This window comes from Mesorhizobium abyssinicae, from assembly GCF_049887195.1.
In the GTDB taxonomy this organism is placed as follows: domain Bacteria; phylum Pseudomonadota; class Alphaproteobacteria; order Rhizobiales; family Rhizobiaceae; genus Mesorhizobium; species Mesorhizobium abyssinicae.
Genome location: NZ_JARAKC010000002.1, coordinates 237,307 through 256,743 on the forward strand (window position 1 = coordinate 237,307; position 19,437 = coordinate 256,743).

Here is a 19,437-nt window from a genome sequence, read left to right on the forward strand (position 1 = left end):
CCGCGGCGTTGTGAACGCCCCAACGCGCCCTTGCCGCGACCGGCGACAGGACAAGGGCGGGCGTTGTCATCAGCCCGCCCGCAGCGACAGCACGAACCCCACGATCAGACCAAGTACGAAGCCGAGCGGGCCGGTGACGAAGATGCCGAGCAGCGGACCTTGATTGGCTTCCGGCGTGAAGATGACCGGGCCAACGAAGCCACCAAGAAAGCCGATCACGCCCAGGATTGCGCCCCATTTGAGCATCGGTTCCCCCGCCTGCCGAGCCACTGCACCAGATTTACGTCTCGGAACCAAGCCGCAGCGTTAGCGTTGGCTCAGACAACAGCAATTCAGGAGATCGTCATGCTGCGAGGCGCATTGCTCTGGCTCATTGGAATACCATTGCCCATCATCCTCATTCTGTGGCTGCTTGGCTATCTGCACTGACTACCGCAGGCGGCATATGCAACGCATGCCAGGCGGGGATGGCTGGCCAACCATCACAGGGATGGCGGTTCCGTGCACAGCTTCCAGCGTCACGGAACCGTCACACGCAACGGCGGCGGCCATGCTAGAAACCTGGCTTGGCCGCCCCAGCGACCTGGACCGTTGCAAGACCCGGCAAAGCCGCCATGAACATCGCCCTCGCCTCGGAAGACAAGAGCCTGTCGCCCTATCTGCCCGACGAGCACGGGCTGTTCTTCCTCTATCATTTCACCGCCGAGGGCATGCGCACCAAGGATGCCGCCGACGCGCACTGGATCTGGCGCAGCTATCAGATCTCCGACATACGCGCGCGCCAGGAGATCGCCGGCGAGCAGGCGCTGCCGCCTCCCGTGCGCGAAGCCTTCCTTAGCGCCAGCCACGGCTGCCACATCGACCTCGAGGACGATTGGCTCTATGGCGACCTGCCGGACCTGCGCCACGACTATTCGGCCGAGGCGCGCGGGCTTGGCCATTTCCGCTTCGCGCTCAACGACAGGATGCTGATCGGCGCCCGCAAGCAGCCGCTGCAGTCGGTCGACACCATCCGCAAGGCGGTGGAGAACGGCACGCGAAAATTCCGCTCGCCGGCCGAGCTGATCGAGGCGGTGATGGGCCAGTCTCTGGACGGCATGGCGGCCGAACTTGGCGGCCTTTCCGAGACGCTCGACGGCATCGAGGACCGCATCGTTTGCGACGCATGGCACAGCGAGCGGCAGGCGCTGGTCGACGCGCGCCGGCAGCTCGTGGTGATCCACCGGCAGATGGCGACGCTGACCAGCCTGTTTCGGCATCTCGACCATTCGCACCGCAACGATCTGCCCGATGCGGTCAACGACATGGCCGCAAGACTCTCGCACCGGGCGCACACGCTCTATCACGACGGCGAGCAGCTGCAGGCACGCACAAGGCTGCTGCAGGACGAGCTTATGGCCAAGCTGACGATGCAGTCCAACCAGTTGCTCTACATCTTGTCGGTGATGACGGCGGTGCTTTTGCCGATGACCATCATTTCAGGTCTGTTCGGCATGAATGTCGGCGGCCTGCCGCTGCTGGATTCGCCGATGGGCTTTTGGGTGGTAACGGCGCTGTCGCTGCTGGTCGCCGGCGCCGTCTATCTGTTCGTCAGGCGGCTCGGGCGGGTATAGGCGCGACCTACGCCGTCGCCCGCAGATCCTCGACGATGGCGCCGGCGGCGCGGACTTCCGCTTCGTGCTCGGGCTCGCGCCATGTCTCGGCAAGTCCCGCCGCGTACCATTCGCGCATCGCAGGCAGGTCGAGCAGCCGCTTCGGATAGGCGGCCGCAGCGCCCTCGAATTCGAGCCCATAGGACTGCGCCCGGAACGCCACCGGCGCAAAGAAGGCATCGGCGGCGGTGAAGCGGTCGCCGGCCAGGAACGGGCCGCCGAAGCGGGCGAGGCCGTCATTCCAAAGATCGCTCAGACGGAAGAGATCCTGCTTCAGCGCATCGGACATCGGGAACGGCTCGACGCGCACGCCGCAGCTCATCGGGCAGAGGTTGCGGAGCGCGGTGAAGCTCGAATGCATTTCGGCTGCGGCCGAGCGCGCCCAGGCACGCGCCCTGGCGTCCGCCGGCCACACGTCCTGATGGCGCTCGGCCAGATATTCGACGATGCTGAGCGAATCCCAGACCGCCCAGCCATCATCGACCAGGCACGGCACTCGGCCATTGGGCGAGAACGACCGAAAAAGGCTGAAACTGGATCCGGTCGGAAACGGCGTCAGTCGCTCCTCGAAGGGAATGTCGAGAGTGCGCATCAGCACCCATGGCCGCAGCGACCAGGAGGAATAGTTCTTGTTGCCAATGTGCAGAACGTACATCGGGCGCGCCCCTCCTCGTTTCATGCAGTTCCGGACGGAAAACCGCTTCTATCTTGCCGCCGGCGCCGGTTGGCGAACCTCGCGGCCCCTGAACATCGACCAGCTGTACATCGCCAGCGCCGTCCAGATCAGCGCGAAGGCGACGGCCTGCGTTGTGCCGAACGGCTCGTTGAAGGCCAGCACGGCGATCAGGAAGACCATGGTCGGCGCGATGTACTGCATGATGCCGATGGTCGAGAGGCGCAGCAGCCTGGCGCCGAAGGCGAAGAGCAGAAGCGGCACGGCGGTGACCGGGCCGCAGCCGATCAGCAGCGCGGTATCGGTGCCGTTGCCCGAGACAAAATGGTCCTGTCCGGTGGCGATCAGGTAGGCGATGTAGCAAAGCGCCGGCACCGACAGCAAAAGCACTTCGAGCAAAAAGCCCTGGCTGGGGCCAATCGGCAGCGTCTTGCGGAAGAAGCCGTAGGCGGCGAAGGAGAAGGCAAGCGCCAGCGACACCCAGGGCAGCTTGCCGGCCTCGATTGTGAGCACCATCACCGCGATCGCCGCCAGCGCGACCGCGGCGATCTGCAGCCGGTCGAGCCGCTCGCCGAGCAGCACCGCGCCGACGACGACCACCACCAGCGGGTTGATGTAATAGCCGAGCGCGGTCTCGACGGTGCGGTCGACGGATATCGCCCAGACGTAGATGCCCCAGTTAATCGAGATCAGCACCGCCGTCAGCGCCGCCATGGCGATGCTTTTCGGCGAACGGATCGCCGCCTTGAAATCGGCTGTGCGGCCGGCCCAGACCAGCACGCATGCCGCGATCGGCACCGACCAGACGATGCGGTGGGAGATGACTTCGATCAGCGGCAGATGCGCGACAGCCTTCATGTAGAAGGGCAGCAGCCCCCAAAGCAGATAGGCGCCCAGCGCCAGGAGGAAGCCGCGGCGGGCCTTGGCGTCTGCATCGAGCTGATCGGGTTCGGTAGCCATGGCCCAACGCTATGCGCCAGACGCCCGCCCAAGACCATCGCAAATTGCTGATGGATCAATGGACTTTCTGTGATGGTTCAACCTACTCCGCCGCCACCAGCCCGGCCATGTCGCGGTTCTTCATCAGCTTGTAGATGATCGAATCCATCAGCGCCTGGAAAGAGGCGTCGATGATGTTTTCCGAGACGCCGACCGTCCACCAGCGGGCGCCGCTGGAATCGTGCGATTCGATCAGCACGCGCGTGATGGCCTCGGTGCCGCCGTTGAGGATACGCACCTTGAAGTCGGCAAGCTCGAGGTCGCCGATCTCGTTCTGGTATTTGCCGAGATCCTTGCGGAGGGCGATGTCGAGCGCGTTGACCGGGCCGTGGCCCTCTGCCACCGACATCTTTTCCTCACCGTCGACCATCACCTTGACGATCGCCTCCGAAACCGTCTTCAGCTGGCCGTTGGCGTCGAAGCGGCGCTCGACCATGCAGCGGAACGAGGTGACGTTGAAGAACTCCGGCAGGCCGTGCAGCATCTTGCGGGCGAGCAGCTCGAACGAGGCGTCGGCACCCTCATAGGCATAGCCCGAGGCCTCGCGTTCCTTGACCACGGCGATCAGCGCATCGAGCCGATGATCGTCCTTCGGGACGTCGATGCCGCGCCGCTTCAGCTCGGCGAGGAAATTCGCCTTGCCGCCCTGGTCGGAGACCATGACGCGGCGGCGGTTGCCGACGGCTTCCGGCGGCACATGCTCGTAGGTCGCCGGCTCCTTGGCCAGCGCCGAGGCATGGATGCCGGCCTTGGTGGCGAAAGCGGAAGCGCCGACATAGGGCGCCTGGGCTTCCGGCGCGCGGTTCAGCAATTCGTCGAAGGCGCGCGACAGGCGCGAGATGCCGGTCAGCGCCTCGGCCGAAATGCTGGTTTCGAAGCGGTCGGCGAAGGCCGGCTTCAGCGAAAGCGTCGGCACGATCGAGATCAAATTTGCGTTGCCGCAGCGCTCGCCGATGCCGTTCAGCGTGCCCTGGATCTGGCGCACGCCGGCCTCGACGGCGGCCAGCGAATTGGCTACCGCCTGGCCGGTGTCGTCATGGGCGTGGATGCCGAGATGCTCGCCCGGAATGCCTGCGGCGGTCACTGTCTCGACGATGGCGCGCACTTCCGAAGGTTGCGTGCCGCCATTGGTGTCGCACAGCACCACCCAGCGCGCGCCGGCATCGTAGGCGGTCCTGGCGCAGGCAAGCGCGTAGGCGGGATTGGCCTTGAAGCCGTCGAAGAAATGCTCGCAGTCGACCATCGCTTCCTTGCCGGCGGCGACCGCCGTCTCGACCGACACCTTGATTGAGTCGAGGTTTTCCTCGTTGGTGCAGCCGAGCGCGACACGCACATGATAGTCCCAGCTCTTGGCGACGAAGCAGATGGCGTCCGACTTCGACTGCACGAGCGCCGCCAGCCCTGGATCGTTGGAGGCCGAGACGCCTGCCCGCTTGGTCATGCCGAAGGCGACGAACTTTGCCCGCGCCGTTCGCTTCTGATGGAAGAAGGCGGTGTCGGTCGGGTTGGCGCCGGGGTAGCCGCCCTCGACATAGTCGATGCCGAACTCGTCCAGCAACTTGGCGATGGCGATCTTGTCCTCGACGGAAAAGTCGATGCCCGGCGTCTGCTGGCCGTCGCGCAGGGTGGTGTCGAAGAGGAACAGTCTTTGTTTTTTCATGATGAAAAGGCGCTTGAGCACCCCCCTCTGGCCTGCCGGCCATCTCCCCCGCAAGGGGGGAGATCGGCAGCCTTGCCAACGGCGCTCGTCCTGCAGCGTCGGCGATTGGCGAAAGCGAAGGCGATATCCAATCTCCCCCCTTGCGGGGGAGATGTCCGGAAGGACAGAGGGGGGTGGGACGGAAAGCCGTACATCGACTAGTTCTTCCCCGCAAACCCATCCGTCGCCCGGATCAGGCGATCCAAGATCCCGGGCTCGGAATAGGCATGGCCGGCGCCTTCAATGAGATGGAAATCCGCCTTCGGCCAGGCCTTGTGCAGCGCCCAGGCGTAGCGCGCCGGGCACGGCATGTCGTAGCGGCCGTGGACGATGGTGCCGGGGATGTCCTTCAGCTTCCAGGCGTCGCGCAGCAACTGCCCCTCCTCGAGCCAGCCGGCATGGACGAAGTAATGGTTCTCGATGCGGGCGAAGGCGACGGCATAGTCGTCCTCGCCGAACTTGCCGCTGGTTTCCGGCTCCGGCAAGAGCGTGATCGTCTCGCCTTCCCACAGGCTCCAGGCAAGCGCGGCCTCGACCTGTGCCTTGCGGTCGGAGCCGACCAGCCGCTTGCGATAGGCGGCCATCATGTCGCCGCGCTCGGCTTCCGGGATCGGCGCCAGGAAACGCTCCCATTTGTCGGGGAACATCTCGGACACGCCGAACTGATAGTACCATTCGAGCTCGGCGCGCGTCAGCGTGTAGATGCCGCGCACGACGAGTTCGCTCACCCGCTCAGGATGCGTCTCGGCATAGGCGAGCGCCAGCGTCGAACCCCACGAGCCGCCGAACACCAGCCATTTGTCGAAGCCCGCCATTTCGCGCAAGCGCTCGATATCGGCGACGAGATGCCAGGTGGTGTTGGCCTCCAGCGAGGCGTTTGGCGTCGATTTCCCGCAGCCGCGCTGGTCGAAGAGGATGACGTCGTAGAGCTTGGGATCGAACAGCCGCCGATGCTTTGGCGATATGGTGCCGCCCGGGCCGCCGTGCAGGAAGACTGCCGGCTTGGCACCTTTGGTGCCGGAGCGCTCCCAGTAGACGGTGTGGCCATTGCCGACATCGAGCATGCCCGACTCGAACGGTTCGATCTCCGGATAGAGGGTACGCATGGAGCCGCCGGCGATCGTCATAGTTTCAAGCCCTGCTGCGGCCAGTTGGCCGTCTCGTGATCGCGATGCTGGAAGGAGATGATCTGCTCCTGCCGTCGATAGAAGTCGGAGTCCTCATGGATCGGCGCTTCGAAGATCTTTTCTACCCAGGGCAGCCGCACCGCGTAGTTGACCTGGATCTGCGGCGCGAGGTCGGAGCGGTCGTCAAAGGCGCCGATGGCGATCTCCAATTGGCCCTGCTGGCGGTAGGTCATCGGCGTGCCGCAACGGGCGCAGAAGCCGCGATCGATGTTGACGGAGGACTGGAAGTAGCTCGGCTCCTCATGGGTCCATTCGACGCCGTCCTTCGGCACCGTCACCAGCGCCCCGAAGAAGGAGCCGAACTGCTTCTGGCACATGCGGCAATGGCAGATGGACGGGCGCCCGAGCGCCCCCTTGATGCGAAAGCGCACGGCGCCGCATTGGCAGCCGCCGGTTCGAACAGTGTCGGTCATGATCTTTCCTCCGGCGGCCATTGGTCGGTGTCGTGGTCGGGGTGCTGATAGGAGACGAGCTCGGCCAGATAAGGCGCCGAGCCGATGTCGGCCATCGTGTCCTCGCCCGGCAATTTCGGGATCGTATCGACGTAAGGCAACTTCGCCTCGGTGCCCCACTGGATGGTGGGCACGATGCCGGCCGGATCGTCGAAGGCGGCGATCGCCAGCGCCATGCCGTCGGGCGCCTCGAAGGTCAGCGGCGTGCCGCACTCGGCGCAGAAGCCGCGCCATGCTGCGCTGGAAGAACGAAAGCGCTTGGGCTCGCCGCGCGTCCATTCGACCCTGGCGCCACGCACCGAGACCAGCGGCATATAGAAATTGCCGCTCGCCTTCTGGCACATGCGGCAATGGCAGATCGAGGCATCGCCCAGCGCGCCCTCGACGCGGAAGCGCACCGCGCCGCACTGGCAGCCGCCTGTGTAGACCGGCCGGTTGTCGAGGCTCATGACTCACTCCACTTCATGGCCGATCACTCCGGATCATGACAGACGGCCTCGACGTTGTTGCCGTCGGGATCGAAGACGAAGGCGCCATAGTAGTTCGGATGATAGTGCGGGCGGAGCCCCGGGCCGCCATTGTCCCTGCCGCCGGCGGCAAGGGCCGCGGCATGGAAGGCATCGACCTCGGCGCGGCTGCGCGCGGTGAAGGCCACATGCTGGTGATCCTTCGGCTTGTCCTTGCCCGAGCTCAGCCAGAACACCGGCCGGTCGCGGCCATAACCGCCGACCTTGGCGCCGCCGGTGTATTCGGTGGACACCATGTAAAGCAGCGAAGCGCCGAGCGGCGCCATCGCCTTGTCGTAGAAAGCCTTCGAGGCGTCGAAATCGGAAACGGTGATGCCGAGATGGTCGATCATGAAACTGCCTCCCTTGCTGGTTCGCGTGCCGGCCTATCGGCGCCGGCGAGGCCAGCCTCGATCACGATGTGCTGGCAGACATTGTCGATATCGCGGATGACGTCGTCGTTCCAGAAGCGCAGGATGGTCCAGCCGCTTGACTTCAAATACGCGCCTCGTGCCTCGTCTCGTTCCGAGTGTTCCGCATCAGCATGCTGACTGCCATCGACTTCGACTATGAGACGATGGGTCGAACAGGCGAAGTCCGCAATATAAGGGCCGATCGGTACCTGCCGACGAAAGCTCATCCCCATCAGTCGGTGAGCGCGCAGTTCGTTCCAAAGCTTCAGCTCGGCGTCGGTCATCGCACGCCGCATGGATTTTGCGTTCTTGCGTTGGCGGGGTGGAACGAGGTCGTGTCCCATTATCGGGCGACCCCACGCTGGAGATTAGCGAAACCGCCAGCGAGAGCTAATCTCCCCCCTTGCGGGGGAGATGTCCGGCAGGACAGAGGGGGGTGCTGTCCCGCCAGCGTATCAATTGGAAAGCGCTGGACTTTCAAAAGATGGTTGTTGCCACCAAGGGGATTTGGGAACGTCGGCGTTCCTTCGCACCCCCCTCTGCCCTGCCGGGCATCTCCCCCGCAAGGGGGGAGATTGGCCGTCATCGGCGCTTTCGCCAATCGCGCAAGGCTCCTCACCGCTTCACCTCCCAGGTGGTGATACGCTCGCCGGTGACAGGATCCTTGCCGTCTTTCAGCTGCACGCCTTGCGCCAGAAGCTCGTCGCGGATGCGGTCGGCCTCGGCCCAGTTCTTCCCGGCGATCAGCGCCAGGCGTTTGGCGATGGCCTTGGCGATGGCCGCCTCGTCCACCTCGGCCGTGCCGACATCGAAGCCGAGGAAGGCGAGCGCGGCCTTCAGCGACGCGGCGGCATCGTTGCCTTCCGCCGCCTCGCCGGCAAGCTGCGTCAACTGCTGGAAGGCGGCATAGGTCGCGAGATCGTCGGACAGCGCCGCCACGACCTCCGCCGGCAATTGCCCGGCCGCCGGCGCCAAATCCGAGGCGCGCTTCCACTTGCGCAACGTGTTCTCCGCTTCCTCCAGCTTGCGCACGGAGAAGTCGATCGGCTCACGGTAATGCGTCATCAGCATCGCCAACCGCAGCACTTCGCCCGGCCATTTGCGGCCGCCGAAGGTCTCGGTCTCCAGCAGCTCATGGATCGAGTAGAAATTGCCGAGGCTCTTCGACATCTTCTGGCCCTCGACCTGAAGGAAGCCGTTGTGCATCCAGACATTGGCCATCACCTCGGTGCCGTGGGCGCAGCGCGACTGGGCGATCTCGTTTTCATGGTGCGGGAAGATCAGGTCGAGGCCGCCGCCATGGATGTCGAAGACCTCGCCGAGATAGGCGGCCGACATCGCCGAGCACTCGATGTGCCAACCGGGCCGGCCCCTGCCCCACGGGCTTTCCCAGCCGGGTTCCTCCGGCGAGGACAGTTTCCAAAGGACGAAATCGCCGGGGTTCTTCTTGTGCGCGTCGACGGCGATGCGGGCGCCGGCCTGCTGCTCGTCGAGATTGCGCTTCGACAGTTCGCCATAGTCGGGCATCGATGCGGTGTCGAACAGCACCTCACCCTGCGCCTGATAGGCGTGGCCGCGGCCGATCAGGCGCTCGATCAGCGTGATCATGTCGGCCTTGCCGTCCGGCCTCGGCAGGACGAATTCGGTGGCTCGCGGCTCGAAGGTCGGTGGGAGGCAGCCGAGCGTCGCGACATCCTTGTGGTACTGGTCGGCGGTCTTCTCCGTCACACGGCGGATCGCCTCGTTGAGCGACAGCTTTCCCGACGCAATTTCGGCGCCGAAATCGCGCAGTGCGCGGGCGTTGATCTTGTCGTCGACATCCGTGATGTTGCGCACATACGTGACGTGGCTCTCGCCATAGAGTTGGCGCAACAGACGGAACAGCACGTCGAAGACGATTACTGGCCGCGCATTGCCGATATGGGCAAAGTCGTAGACCGTCGGGCCGCACACATACATGCGCACATTTTGCGGATCGATGGGGACGAAATCGTCCTGCGTCCGCGTCAGCGTGTTGTAGAGGCTGAGACCCTTCGATGCGTCAGACATGCGTGCCCTTCCGATCCCTTGGATTTGGACGGAGCCTTCCTTGCGCCAAGGCGCAAACCGGGCTCCAGCCTGCTGGCCGGGGCGTTTGTCCAATCTGGGGAAAGATGAGGCGAAAACGTCCGGACCAGCGCGAGGCTAGTCAATAATGCAAATGCCACAAATGGCGAAAAACGTTTTCATGCGCGGCTTTATCGCCTTGCCGGGTGTTGCCGTCAAGTCGCAACTTTGAGCAAACGAGTCGCCGGGTCACGGCTTATGAGGCACTGAAACATTTTATTAAACATGTCGGCACAGTGATGAAACATTCGCCGGCTAGATCGCCAGGCGTCACGATTTGGTCGGAATCGGCCATCAAACGCGGACACGCAAATGTTACCAGGGAAGAGACCAATGCCACGAAGCAAGCAGGAACCGAGCCGCGCCAAGCAACCGGCGCTCGCCAACCAATATCGGGCGATCGGACCGGCCGCGATCGTCGCCGCCCTTCTGCACACCGCCAAGAAGAAGAAGCCGGCACAGAAGATCATCTCGCCGCGCGCCGCCTGAAACGGCACGACCGGCGCAGCCTCCGATGATGGGGGCGCCGGCGATGAGGGCGCGACCAAGCGCCCTGGAAATGAAGGCCTCGACGGGCTTCGCTAGAATAGCGTCATCTGACTGTCGTCCCCGCCGGACTTCTGGCGCCTGACCTTCTCGGCTTGCGGCCCGACAATGCCCCGCTCCTGAATCTCCGGCCCAGTGTTGGCGACCTTGTTGACAAGGTCGGAAACCGGGACAGCTTCGAAGAAATCGGGTTCGGCCGGCCGCAACAGGTCGGCGACGTCGCGCGGCTCCTGCGTGCGGCAATCCAGCCAGCGGGCAAAGTCGCGCTCCTCGATCACCACCGGCATGCGGTCGTGGATATTGGCGATGCCCGAACTGGCACGGGCGGTGAGGATGGCGCCGGTGTCCATCTCCGAGCCGCCGGGCTCGGCATAGGTCTCGATCAGACCGGCGAAAGCAACGAGCCCGCCATGCCTGGGACGGATCCAGTAGGGCTGGCCCTTCGAACCACCTGCACCCTTGTCCCCGGCCTGCCGCCATTCATAGAAGCCGGAGGCCGGCACCAAGGCGCGGCGATGGCGCATGGCGGTCTTGAACGACGCCTTTTGCGCCGCTCCTTCCGAGCGGGCGTTGAACAGCAGCGGAAACTCCCTGGTGTCCTTGACCCAGGTCGGGATCAGCCCCCAGCGCACCAGCATCGGCTGGCGGTCCGGCAAATTCGAGCCCGGCGCCCTTGGCGGACCGGCAAGCACCATCAGCACCGGTTGCGTCGGCGCGATGTTGTAGCGGGCCGGAAACGTCTCCAATTCCGCCAGGCCGAGAAAGGCTGCGGTCTGCTCCGGCGTGGCGGTCAGGGCAAAGCGTCCGCACATGGATTTCGGCTCTTCGATTGGGGATCGTCATGAAAGTGGCGATGGAACCACGGCACTGCAACCGCTAAAGCTGTCCGGTCCACAACCAAGCTGGCAGACGAAGCGGCCCCAATCGCATGACAGTAGCTCGCAAGGTCATCCCGGCCGTTTCCGTCGCGATCGTGTGCGGCGACAGGGTCCTTCTGGTCAAGCGGGCGCGGCCGCCGTCGCAAGGACTCTATGCCTATCCGGGCGGCAAGGTCGAGCCCGGCGAGTCGCTGGCGCAAGCGGCGGCGCGCGAGCTCGAGGAGGAAACCGGACTGCGGGCCGATGGCTACCGCCCGCTGCGCGACATCCACATCGATGGCAGCGGTGAGAATCACGCGGTCGACTATCTGCTGACCGTGTTCGGCGCGGCTTACGCCGGCGGCGAGCCGGTGGCCAGCGACGATGCCGAGACGGCCGCCTTCTATACGCTGGCCGAGATGGCCACCATGCCGCTGGCGGGAGACGTTTTCGAGGTGGCGGAGGAATTGCTGGGGGCTCGGGGAAATACAGGACCGTAGGGCCGCGAAAATCGCCTTGCAGGCGACAAAATGTTTCGCCACAAAGCCTTATCCCGTCACGACAAGGTCCTGATGACCCGCGCCTCACCCTTCCTTGCCGCATGGCTTGCCGCCAGCATGACGCTGACGGCGCCGCCGGCGCTCGCCGCCGAGGCGCCGTTCGAGCCTGGGCTGATGCGGCTGGCGGAAGTGCTGGGATCGCTTCATTTCCTGCGCAATCTCTGCGGCGAGAAGGGCGACCAGTGGCGGATCGAAATGGAAAAGCTGCTGGCATCGGAAAACCCCGACCCTGAGCGGCGCGCCCGCTTCATCGCTTCGTTCAACCGCGGCTACCGTTCCTTCGGCGGCACCTATACGCAATGCACGGCCTCGGCGACGGAAGCCATCAGCCGCTACATGAAGGAAGGCGAGACGCTGTCGCGCGACATCGCCTCGCGCTACGGCAACTGACGGCGTCCGGCCTCCCGCCCCCTCGCCACCCACAGGTTTTCAGAACCAGCGCTTGTCTATGACGCCATCTTGGTGCAATCCTTATGTTGCACTTCTGCAACAGCGTTAACGAAACGTTACGGCGCGGATGTGAAATTAACTCAAACTGAAGGTTTTGGTGCCGCTCGCCGGCCTAATCGGCTAAGTTTGGAAACTATCGAACGCAGGCTTTTGCAACGCGACGGATTTTGGCGGGTACGACCCCAAAAATGTCGTATTTACAAACGGTTACTCAAGCCTGCGTGTGAAAGGGACAGCCCAGGCCCGATCCGCACAACGGATCGCCGCTTGAACAGGGTGGACATCGCAATGGAACATGCCGTCAACGACATCGACGCGTTGGTCAGGGAGGAGAAGCGCCTGACCGCCGTGGAGAGCCACAGCGAGGCGTGGGCGGAAGGGTTGTCGGCCGGCATCGAGCCGGAAATCATCGCCGAGGCAGCGCTTGAAACCGCGTTTGGCGAGATGCTGCGCGCCAATGGCGAGACCTCGGCTCTTGCCCTGCTCGACCGCATGCGTGAAAAGGTGATCGCCGGCGCCTTCGAACCGGAGCGGCTGAAGCACTGAGCCCGGTTCTTTGACGGCGGCGCGCCGTTTGGGCATCATTGCATCAAAGGCACCCAACCGGCCCGAGCAGCCCGACGGGCTTGGGCACATGGAGAGGCAGGCGGTGAATTTTTCGACCTCAGGCCAGCCGCGCGGCCTGGTTTTCAGCCTCTGGCTTGCCGCCTTCTGCGCCGCGATTCCGCTGGCGCTCAGCCTCACGATCAGCCCTGCCCATGCCCTGAGCGAGATCAAGCGCGAGGACCTGCCCTCGCCGGCGACGCCATCGGCCGATGACGACATGGCGCCGCCCGGCAGCGCCGTGCCGATGCCCGATCCGCTCGCCACGACCCCGCCCGCCACCAGCCAGCCGGGCAACGCGCCCGAGGAGAGCCAGCCGGAAGGGCCGGCGAACGACGGCGGCACCGCCAGCCCGAACTCCGACCCGGAGGCGCCGCCGCCGGAAGTCGTCTACGACCTCGCCAAGCTGCCGGAACCGGTCAGGCGCATGCATGATCTGATCGTCGAGGCCTGCCGGAGCGGCGACATCGAGAAGCTCAGGCCGCTGATCGGCAAGGGCGATTCGATGACACAGCTGTCGCTGGGCGACATCGAGGGCGATCCAATCACCTTCCTCAAGGGGCTTGCCGGCGACTCGGAGGGTCAGGAAATCCTCGCCATCATGGAAGAGGTGCTGAGCGCCGGCTATGTGCATGTCGATGCCGGCACGCCGCAGGAACTCTATGTCTGGCCGTATTTCTTCGCGCTGCCGCTCGACAAGCTCGACGCCAAGCAGCGGGTCGAGCTGTTCAAGATCGTCACCGCTGGCGACTATAACGACATGAAGCAGTTCGGCGCCTACATCTTCTACCGCGTCGGCATTACGCCGGCGGGCCAGTGGATGTTCTTCGTCGCCGGCGATTGAGCGGCTTACGGGATGCGGGCGCCTATCCCGGCAGCGCCTCGGAGAACTCCACCGCCTTGCCCTGTCCAGGCGCAGCGATCTCGCCTTCCCACATGATGCGCTTGCCGCGCACGATGGTGCCGACCGGCCAGCCGGTGACCTGTTTGCCGTCGTAGGGCGTCCAGCCGGCCTTCGAGCCGGCCTGCGCGTTGGTGATGGTCTGGCGGCGCTTGAGGTCCACGACGGTGAAGTCGGCGTCGTAGCCGGCGGCGATGCGGCCCTTGCGCGCCATCCCGAAAATGCGCTGCGGACCGTGGCTGGCGAGGTCGACGAAGCGCTGCAGCGTCAGCCTTCCGGCATTGACGTGGTCGAGCATGATCGGCACCAGCGTCTGCACACCGGTCATGCCGGATGGCGAGGCCGGATAGGGCTTTGCCTTCTCGGCCAGCGTGTGCGGCGCGTGGTCCGAGCCCAGCACGTCGACGATGCCTTGCGAGATGCCGTGCCAGACGCCGTCGCGGTGGCGCGCGGCGCGCACCGGCGGGTTCATCTGGATCAGCGTGCCCAGCCGGGCGTAATCATCGGCCGCGAGCGTCAGATGGTGCGGCGTCGCCTCGCAGGTCGCGACATCCTTGTGCTGTTCGAGGAAGAGTATCTCTTCCGCGGTCGAGATATGCAGGACGTGGATGCGCGCGCGCGTCTGCCTGGCAATGCGCACCAGCCGCTCGGTGCAGCGCAATGCGGCGATCTCGTCGCGCCAGACCGGATGCGAGGAAGGGTCACCCTCGATCCTTTCGCCCAGCCGCTCGCGCAGCCGGAACTCGTCCTCGGAATGGAAGGCGGCGCGGCGACGTGTGTTTCTCAAGATGGAGGCGACGCCCTCGTCGTCCTCGACCAGCAGATCGCCGGTGGACGAGCCCATAAAGACCTTTATCCCGGCCGCGCCCGGAAGCCGTTCCAACTCGCCGACATCGCCGGCATTGTCGCGGGTGCCGCCGACCCAGAAGGCGAAATCGCAATGCATGCGGCCCGTGGCGCGCCGCACCTTGTCGGCAAGGGCACCTTCGCTGGTGGTCAGCGGGTTGGTGTTGGGCATTTCGAAGACGGCGGTGACGCCGCCCAGCACGGCGGCGCGCGAACCGGTCTCCAGATCCTCCTTGTGCTCCAATCCCGGCTCGCGGAAATGCACCTGGCTGTCGACGACGCCGGGCAGGATATGCAGGCCCTTGCAGTCGATCGTCTCGCCGGCTGACGCCTGGCCGAGATCGCCTATCGCGGCGATGCGCCCGGCTTTCACGCCGACGTCGCGAAAACCCTCGCCGTCATGGTTGACCACCGTGCCGCCTGTCAGGATGAGGTCGTAGGTCGTGGCCATGGGCGTTTCGGTCTCTTGCGGGGGGAGTGTGAGGGGCTTACGTAAAGGCTGACCGTTTTGCAAGATCAGGTTCTTTTTCAATCCATGCCCTTTGCCCTGCTGAAAGACCGCGCCCTCATTTCCGTGTCAGGCCCGGAAGCCGAGCATTTCCTGCAGAACATCCTCACCACCGACCTCGACGCGCTCAGCCCAGGCGAAGCAAAGCCCGGCGCGCTGTTGACCCCGCAAGGCAAGATCCTGTTCGACTTCCTGATCTCTCGCGCCGGCGAGAATGGCTTTTGCCTGGAATGCCGGACTGACGTAGCTGACGATTTCGTGCGCCGGCTGATGCTGTATCGGCTGAGAGCCAAGGCCGAGATTGCCAAGCAAGATCAGGCGCTTGTCACCGTCGCGTGGGGCGGTGATTCAATCGCCTCAGGTTCCGATTCAACGACGTTCGCCGACACCCGCTTCCGCGACGTCACGGTCAAGCGCAGCTATGGCGCCGCGACGCAGAGTGGCGACGTCGCGGCGTGGCAGGCGCTGCGCATCGCCCATGGCATTGCCGAAAGCGGGACCGACTACCCGCTCGGCGATGCCTTCCCGCATGACGTGCTGCTCGACGAGACCGGCGGCGTCGGCTTCAGGAAAGGCTGCTATGTCGGCCAGGAAGTGGTCTCGCGCATGCAGCATCGCGGCACCGCCAGGCGCCGCGTGCTGATCGTTGGCGCCGAGAGCGCCCTGCCCGGCCCGGGCACCGAACTGATGGTCGCCGGACGACCGGTCGGCACGCTCGGCTCGACCGCCGGCGCGGCAGGCCTTGCCATTGCCCGCATCGACCGCGTCAAGGCTGCGCTCGAAGCCGGCCAGCCGATCACGGCCGGCGATGTTTCCGTCGCGCTCACCATCCCGACCTGGGCGAAATTCGGCTTTCCACAGGAAGCCGCCGGCGCGGAGGAGGCCTGATGGCGGCCGACCGCGCCGGCGCACCGCCGCGCGCCTGGCAGCGCATGCTGTCAGGCCGGCGGCTCGACCTGCTCGACCCCTCGCCCCTCGACATCGAGATCGCCGACATCGCGCATGGCCTTGCGCGTGTCGCCCGCTGGAACGGCCAGACCAGCGGCCAGCACGCGTTTTCGGTCGCGCAGCATTCGCTGCTGGTAGAGACGCTGTTTTGCGAACTGGTGCCGGCGGCCTCGGCCGACGCGCGACTGGCGGCGCTGCTGCACGACGCGCCGGAATATGTCATCGGCGACATGATCTCGCCGTTCAAGTCGGTGATGGGCGGCTCCTACAAGGATTGCGAATTGCGCCTGCAGCGCGCCATCCACCAGCGCTTCTCGCTGCCGGCGGACCTCGGTGCCGCCTTGCGCAAGGAGATCAAGCGCGCCGACCAGATCGCCGCCTACTACGAGGCGACGCTGCTTGCAGGCTTCTCCGCAGCCGAAGCGACCGAATATTTCGGCCGTCCGCGCGGTTTTTCCGCCGAGCGCTTCGACTTCACCCCGCGCTCGGTGACCTGGGCGCAGGCAGCCTTCCTGAAGCGCTTCGCGGCGCTCGAGGCGAAGCGTCTGTCTTTCGTCGCTGCGAATTCCACGACGTGAAAGAATGCTGCCGCGCGAGAGGCGCGGCAAGTTTGGCGTAATCTGCTACTGTGATGGCGCGCTCTGTCAGTGAATGGCACCTCTGCTCGACCCTAGATTGGGCTCAAGCAAGATGAGAGGCAATCATGTTTGACAGACAGAAAAGGACAGCGCTCGTGACCGGCGCATCCTCCGGCATGGGCAAGGAAATCGCCAAGCGCCTGATTCAGGACGGCTTTCAGGTCTATGTGGCCGCGCGCCAGATCGACAGGATGGAGGACCTCGCGGCGCTCGGGGCACGCCCGTTGCGCATGGACATTTCGAAAGGCGCGGAGATCGACGCGGCTGTCGCCAGCATCCTCGCCGAGGTCGACGGTGTCGACGTGCTCGTGAACAATGCGGGGTTCGGTCTCTACGGGCCGGTCGAGGATATCGGCATCGACGAAGCGCGCTATCAGTTCGAGGTCAACGTGTTTGGCCCGGCCCGCCTGACGCAACTCCTGCTGCCGGCCATGCGCAGGAAGAAGGCCGGCACGATCGTCAACATCACTTCGATGGGCGGCAAGATCTATACTCTGCTCGGCGCCTGGTATCATGCGACCAAGCATGCGCTGGAGGGCTGGTCGGATAGCCTTCGGCTCGAACTCGCACCCTTCGGCATCAAGGTTGTGGTTGTCGAGCCTGGCCTGATCGAAACCGGATTTGGCGATGTCGTAGCGGACGGACTTCTGAAGCGATCCGGTACCAGCGCCTATGCGAAGGTGGCCCAAATGGTGGCGAAGACGACGAAAGCGAGCTACGGCCATGGCCGCGGCAGCGACCCAAGCGTCATCGCCGATGTGGTCTCGACGGCCGTCAGGTCGACCAGACCGCGGACCCGATACGCCGCCGGCAAGTATGCGAGAATGATGATCGGTGTCAGGAAGTGGTTGGGCGATCGCATGTTCGACCGCCTCATCCTAAGCCAGATGCGGTGAGGGAAAGAGCGTGAGCGGAATACCGGCCGACAAATGCAAGGCTCCACGCGCATTCTGGCACGCCGTGGAACGTCTCGGCCTGCCAGCTTCCGCCTTGTTGCGGCAGGCCCGGCTTCCCGCCACCCTTCACCTCAACGAACACGCCTTTGTCACGACCGCTCAATACTTCGAGCTGTGGAGGGCTCTCGAAGACCTCTGTCCCGAACCCGCCCTCGGCATCAGGCTGGTCGAAGCCGCCGATACGGCGATCCATCCGCCATCCACGCTTGCCGCCTTCCACGCGCGCAACTACCGCGACGGAATCGCCCGGATCGCGCGCTTCAAGCGACTCTGTTCGCCCGAGCAGTTGCATGTTGCCGACGAGAAGGGCGAATGCACGATAAGCTCCGAATGGCTCTACGCCAAGGAGCCGACACCTGCCGTTGCCACGGATGTCGCCTTTGCCTTTGTCGTCGAACTCGGCCGGCGGGGAACGGGACAGCATCTTACCCCCAGCCGTGTCGAATTCAGGCGTCCCGATCCGAAAAGCGATGCGCACCGGACCTATTTCGGGTGTCCGGTGCGTTACGGCGCCCCGCGTGACCTGCTGGTTTTGCGGTCCACCGACCTCGATCGCCCTTTTCCAGGCCACAACCCCGAGCTTCTAGAGATCCTCACGCCCGCGCTTTCTGCCGCGCTCGGCGAACTCAGCGCGCAAAGCTCGATCTGTGAGCAGGTGAAGAGCGTTCTCAAGAGAAGCCTGGCGAGCGGAAGGCCGGAGCTTTCCGACATTGCGCGCGAGCTTGGCATGAGCGAACGCACGCTGCAGCGGCGTATCACCGAGCAGGGAACGAGCTTCCGCGAGCTTCTGGTCGACGCGCGACAGGAACTCGGCAGGCAATTGCTATCGGATCCAACGGCCGACATTGACGAGGTCGCCTGCCTGCTCGGCTACCAGGATGCGAGTTCGTTCTATCGCGCTTTCCGGGAATGGGAGGGCACGACCCCCAACCGCTGGCGGGAACTCAACTTTGACGGCCTGAAACGGGCGGCTTCCGACAGCCTCATGCACTGACTGGAGTTTTCCAGCCGCAACCGGTCGAGAAGACCGAAGGTGTCGCCCGGATGCGCCGCCCCCGTCAGCACCCCGCCACGTTGGGTGCGCTCTTGCCGTTGGCGTTCCCCGCAAGTGCATCGGCGCCTTCCGTCACTGTGCCGTGCACAAGCAGCCGCTATCCAGATCCTCGTCGAATTCTCACTGGCTTTCTTCCGAGGACGTGGATGCAGAACGATTTCTGGATGTTTTTTCGGTCCTGGCTTGCCGCGCCGCTCCGGGTTGCGGCAGTCGCGCCGTCCGGCAGCGCGCTGGCCAGGATCATGACGCAGGACATCACATCCAGTACCGGACCTGTCATCGAGCTTGGGCCTGGCACCGGCGTCTTCACGGCAAAACTGCTTGAGCGAGGCGTGCGGCGGAAGACCTAACCCTGGTCGAATACGGCGCGAACTTCGCGCGGCATTTGGAAACCCGTTTTCCGCGGGCGCGCGTGCTTCGCATGGACGCCGCCCGCCTGGGGGATATCGAATTCCGCAATGACGCATCCGTCGGGGCGGTCATCAGTGGCTTGCCGCTGCTGAGCATGCCCGACCACAAGGTGATAGCAATCCTCGACGGGGCGTTTGCTCACCTGAAGCCCGGCGGGGCGTTCTACCAGTTCACCTATGGTCCGCGATGCCCGGTCGCGCAGCCGATCCTTGAGGGACTGGGCCTCAGCGCAACGCACATTGGACGCACGATGCTGAACGTTCCGCCAGCGGCGGTGTACCGGATTGCGCGCCACCCGGCGAGGGCGCCAAGGGACAGGACCGTTGCAACGATCAGCCCATAATGGGCTGAAACAGCTTCCCTGGACAAGCGCTTCGCGGCGATCGAAGCAAAGCGTCAGGCAACGGTTACGCCGCATTCGGCTAGCTGAACAAACGCTAAATTAACCGGAGACTACCACAGTACTCGTTCA

At 64.7% G+C, this 19,437-nt stretch carries 22 protein-coding genes and 1 pseudogene; 11 read left to right on the top strand and 12 right to left on the bottom strand.

The window, feature by feature from the left end:
• Window positions 1-69: 69 nt before the first annotated feature.
• Window positions 70-246: a hypothetical protein gene (locus PU724_RS05735; RefSeq protein ID WP_189521630.1), complete on the bottom strand. Its 177-nt coding sequence runs from the start codon at window positions 244-246 to the stop codon at window positions 70-72.
• A gap of 368 nt (window positions 247-614) precedes the next feature.
• Here PU724_RS05735 and PU724_RS05740 point away from each other — a divergent pair, with 368 nt between their 5' ends.
• Window positions 615-1,613, top strand: a complete 999-nt coding sequence (locus PU724_RS05740; RefSeq protein ID WP_354420753.1) for a transporter — start codon at window positions 615-617, stop codon at window positions 1,611-1,613.
• Between the two features lie 7 nt (window positions 1,614-1,620).
• Here the strand turns inward: PU724_RS05740 and PU724_RS05745 are convergent, their stop codons facing one another.
• The 9 genes from PU724_RS05745 to cysS all read right to left on the bottom strand — a co-directional run bounded on the left by PU724_RS05745 (window position 1,621) and on the right by cysS (window position 9,630).
• Window positions 1,621-2,307 carry a glutathione S-transferase family protein gene (locus PU724_RS05745; RefSeq protein ID WP_127284301.1) on the bottom strand — a complete coding sequence of 229 codons (687 nt, stop codon included), beginning with the start codon at window positions 2,305-2,307 and terminating at the stop codon, window positions 1,621-1,623.
• Between the two features lie 48 nt (window positions 2,308-2,355).
• A complete protein-coding gene (gene rarD / locus PU724_RS05750) occupies window positions 2,356-3,285 on the bottom strand; it encodes an EamA family transporter RarD (protein WP_354420755.1) in 930 nt (309 codons plus the stop codon).
• Window positions 3,286-3,367: 82 nt separating this feature from the next.
• Window positions 3,368-4,984: a citramalate synthase gene (gene cimA / locus PU724_RS05755; RefSeq protein ID WP_354420757.1), complete on the bottom strand. Its 1,617-nt coding sequence runs from the start codon at window positions 4,982-4,984 to the stop codon at window positions 3,368-3,370.
• A 197-nt stretch (window positions 4,985-5,181) separates the two neighbouring features.
• A complete protein-coding gene (gene pip, locus PU724_RS05760; protein WP_245478302.1) occupies window positions 5,182-6,129 on the bottom strand; it encodes a prolyl aminopeptidase in 948 nt (315 codons plus the stop codon).
• A 17-nt stretch (window positions 6,130-6,146) separates the two neighbouring features.
• Window positions 6,147-6,623 (bottom strand): GFA family protein, encoded by a 477-nt coding sequence (locus PU724_RS05765; RefSeq protein ID WP_354420759.1) that lies wholly within the window; start codon window positions 6,621-6,623, stop codon window positions 6,147-6,149.
• Window positions 6,620-7,111, bottom strand: coding sequence for a GFA family protein (locus PU724_RS05770; protein ID WP_354420761.1), 492 nt, complete (start codon window positions 7,109-7,111; stop codon window positions 6,620-6,622). Before PU724_RS05770 ends, PU724_RS05765 begins: the two co-directional genes overlap by 4 nt.
• Before the next feature lie 23 nt (window positions 7,112-7,134).
• On the bottom strand, window positions 7,135-7,521 hold the full coding sequence (locus PU724_RS05775; RefSeq protein WP_354420762.1) for a VOC family protein: 387 nt from the start codon (window positions 7,519-7,521) through the stop codon (window positions 7,135-7,137).
• The gene (locus PU724_RS05780) at window positions 7,518-7,925 is read right to left on the bottom strand and encodes an endonuclease domain-containing protein (RefSeq protein ID WP_292349369.1); all 408 of its coding nucleotides are present in this window, start codon (window positions 7,923-7,925) and stop codon (window positions 7,518-7,520) included. The genes PU724_RS05775 and PU724_RS05780 overlap by 4 nt, the downstream gene beginning before the upstream one ends.
• Window positions 7,926-8,196: 271 nt before the next feature.
• Window positions 8,197-9,630 (bottom strand): cysteine--tRNA ligase, encoded by a 1,434-nt coding sequence (gene cysS, locus PU724_RS05785; RefSeq protein ID WP_354420765.1) that lies wholly within the window; start codon window positions 9,628-9,630, stop codon window positions 8,197-8,199.
• A 390-nt stretch (window positions 9,631-10,020) separates the two neighbouring features.
• On the opposite strand from cysS, the gene PU724_RS05790 reads away from it, so the two are divergent.
• Window positions 10,021-10,176: a hypothetical protein gene (locus PU724_RS05790; RefSeq protein ID WP_127286319.1), complete on the top strand. Its 156-nt coding sequence runs from the start codon at window positions 10,021-10,023 to the stop codon at window positions 10,174-10,176.
• 92 nt (window positions 10,177-10,268) lie between these two features.
• On the opposite strand, the gene PU724_RS05795 is transcribed toward PU724_RS05790, so the two are convergent.
• Window positions 10,269-11,045 carry an SOS response-associated peptidase gene (locus tag PU724_RS05795; RefSeq protein ID WP_354420767.1) on the bottom strand — a complete coding sequence of 259 codons (777 nt, stop codon included), beginning with the start codon at window positions 11,043-11,045 and terminating at the stop codon, window positions 10,269-10,271.
• Window positions 11,046-11,161: 116 nt separating this feature from the next.
• Between PU724_RS05795 and PU724_RS05800 the strand changes: the two genes are divergently transcribed.
• The 4 genes from PU724_RS05800 (at window position 11,162) to PU724_RS05815 (ending at window position 13,547) form a co-directional block, all read left to right on the top strand.
• The gene (locus tag PU724_RS05800) at window positions 11,162-11,590 is read left to right on the top strand and encodes an NUDIX hydrolase (protein WP_354420769.1); all 429 of its coding nucleotides are present in this window, start codon (window positions 11,162-11,164) and stop codon (window positions 11,588-11,590) included.
• A 72-nt stretch (window positions 11,591-11,662) separates the two neighbouring features.
• Entirely contained in the window at window positions 11,663-12,040 is a 378-nt protein-coding gene (locus PU724_RS05805; protein ID WP_354421255.1) for a TIGR02301 family protein, read from the top strand.
• Between the two features lie 348 nt (window positions 12,041-12,388).
• The gene (locus tag PU724_RS05810; RefSeq protein WP_126059159.1) at window positions 12,389-12,646 is read left to right on the top strand and encodes a hypothetical protein; all 258 of its coding nucleotides are present in this window, start codon (window positions 12,389-12,391) and stop codon (window positions 12,644-12,646) included.
• Between the two features lie 103 nt (window positions 12,647-12,749).
• Window positions 12,750-13,547, top strand: a complete 798-nt coding sequence (locus PU724_RS05815) for a hypothetical protein (RefSeq protein ID WP_354420771.1) — start codon at window positions 12,750-12,752, stop codon at window positions 13,545-13,547.
• A gap of 22 nt (window positions 13,548-13,569) precedes the next feature.
• Here PU724_RS05815 and PU724_RS05820 read toward each other — a convergent pair whose 3' ends face one another.
• Window positions 13,570-14,901 carry a dihydroorotase gene (locus PU724_RS05820; protein WP_354420773.1) on the bottom strand — a complete coding sequence of 444 codons (1,332 nt, stop codon included), beginning with the start codon at window positions 14,899-14,901 and terminating at the stop codon, window positions 13,570-13,572.
• Between the two features lie 84 nt (window positions 14,902-14,985).
• Here PU724_RS05820 and ygfZ point away from each other — a divergent pair, with 84 nt between their 5' ends.
• The 5 genes and pseudogenes from ygfZ (at window position 14,986) to PU724_RS05845 (ending at window position 19,308) form a co-directional block, all read left to right on the top strand.
• Window positions 14,986-15,846, top strand: coding sequence for a CAF17-like 4Fe-4S cluster assembly/insertion protein YgfZ (ygfZ, locus tag PU724_RS05825; protein ID WP_354420775.1), 861 nt, complete (start codon window positions 14,986-14,988; stop codon window positions 15,844-15,846).
• The gene (locus PU724_RS05830; RefSeq protein WP_354420776.1) at window positions 15,846-16,484 is read left to right on the top strand and encodes an HD domain-containing protein; all 639 of its coding nucleotides are present in this window, start codon (window positions 15,846-15,848) and stop codon (window positions 16,482-16,484) included. Before ygfZ ends, PU724_RS05830 begins: the two co-directional genes overlap by 1 nt.
• A 125-nt stretch (window positions 16,485-16,609) precedes the next feature.
• Window positions 16,610-17,440 (top strand): oxidoreductase, encoded by an 831-nt coding sequence (locus PU724_RS05835; protein WP_127284263.1) that lies wholly within the window; start codon window positions 16,610-16,612, stop codon window positions 17,438-17,440.
• 64 nt (window positions 17,441-17,504) lie between these two features.
• A complete protein-coding gene (locus PU724_RS05840; protein WP_245493298.1) occupies window positions 17,505-18,494 on the top strand; it encodes an AraC family transcriptional regulator in 990 nt (329 codons plus the stop codon).
• Between the two features lie 206 nt (window positions 18,495-18,700).
• Window positions 18,701-19,308: pseudogene (locus PU724_RS05845) on the top strand (class I SAM-dependent methyltransferase).
• Window positions 19,309-19,437 lie beyond the last annotated feature (129 nt).

What these genes read in the sequence shown, in the direction of transcription:
- PU724_RS05735 (WP_189521630.1), bottom strand. Translation starts at nt 246, where the DNA reads ATGCTCAAATGGGGCGCAATCCTGGGCGTGATCGGCTTTCTTGGTGGC.
- PU724_RS05740 (WP_354420753.1), top strand. Translation starts at nt 615, where the DNA reads ATGAACATCGCCCTCGCCTCGGAAGACAAGAGCCTGTCGCCCTATCTG.
- PU724_RS05745 (WP_127284301.1), bottom strand. Translation starts at nt 2,307, where the DNA reads ATGTACGTTCTGCACATTGGCAACAAGAACTATTCCTCCTGGTCGCTG.
- rarD (WP_354420755.1), bottom strand. Translation starts at nt 3,285, where the DNA reads ATGGCTACCGAACCCGATCAGCTCGATGCAGACGCCAAGGCCCGCCGC.
- cimA (WP_354420757.1), bottom strand. Translation starts at nt 4,984, where the DNA reads ATGAAAAAACAAAGACTGTTCCTCTTCGACACCACCCTGCGCGACGGC.
- pip (WP_245478302.1), bottom strand. Translation starts at nt 6,129, where the DNA reads ATGCGTACCCTCTATCCGGAGATCGAACCGTTCGAGTCGGGCATGCTC.
- PU724_RS05765 (WP_354420759.1), bottom strand. Translation starts at nt 6,623, where the DNA reads ATGACCGACACTGTTCGAACCGGCGGCTGCCAATGCGGCGCCGTGCGC.
- PU724_RS05770 (WP_354420761.1), bottom strand. Translation starts at nt 7,111, where the DNA reads ATGAGCCTCGACAACCGGCCGGTCTACACAGGCGGCTGCCAGTGCGGC.
- PU724_RS05775 (WP_354420762.1), bottom strand. Translation starts at nt 7,521, where the DNA reads ATGATCGACCATCTCGGCATCACCGTTTCCGATTTCGACGCCTCGAAG.
- PU724_RS05780 (WP_292349369.1), bottom strand. Translation starts at nt 7,925, where the DNA reads ATGGGACACGACCTCGTTCCACCCCGCCAACGCAAGAACGCAAAATCC.
- cysS (WP_354420765.1), bottom strand. Translation starts at nt 9,630, where the DNA reads ATGTCTGACGCATCGAAGGGTCTCAGCCTCTACAACACGCTGACGCGG.
- PU724_RS05790 (WP_127286319.1), top strand. Translation starts at nt 10,021, where the DNA reads ATGCCACGAAGCAAGCAGGAACCGAGCCGCGCCAAGCAACCGGCGCTC.
- PU724_RS05795 (WP_354420767.1), bottom strand. Translation starts at nt 11,045, where the DNA reads ATGTGCGGACGCTTTGCCCTGACCGCCACGCCGGAGCAGACCGCAGCC.
- PU724_RS05800 (WP_354420769.1), top strand. Translation starts at nt 11,162, where the DNA reads ATGACAGTAGCTCGCAAGGTCATCCCGGCCGTTTCCGTCGCGATCGTG.
- PU724_RS05805 (WP_354421255.1), top strand. Translation starts at nt 11,663, where the DNA reads ATGACCCGCGCCTCACCCTTCCTTGCCGCATGGCTTGCCGCCAGCATG.
- PU724_RS05810 (WP_126059159.1), top strand. Translation starts at nt 12,389, where the DNA reads ATGGAACATGCCGTCAACGACATCGACGCGTTGGTCAGGGAGGAGAAG.
- PU724_RS05820 (WP_354420773.1), bottom strand. Translation starts at nt 14,901, where the DNA reads ATGGCCACGACCTACGACCTCATCCTGACAGGCGGCACGGTGGTCAAC.
- ygfZ (WP_354420775.1), top strand. Translation starts at nt 14,986, where the DNA reads ATGCCCTTTGCCCTGCTGAAAGACCGCGCCCTCATTTCCGTGTCAGGC.
- PU724_RS05830 (WP_354420776.1), top strand. Translation starts at nt 15,846, where the DNA reads ATGGCGGCCGACCGCGCCGGCGCACCGCCGCGCGCCTGGCAGCGCATG.
- PU724_RS05835 (WP_127284263.1), top strand. Translation starts at nt 16,610, where the DNA reads ATGTTTGACAGACAGAAAAGGACAGCGCTCGTGACCGGCGCATCCTCC.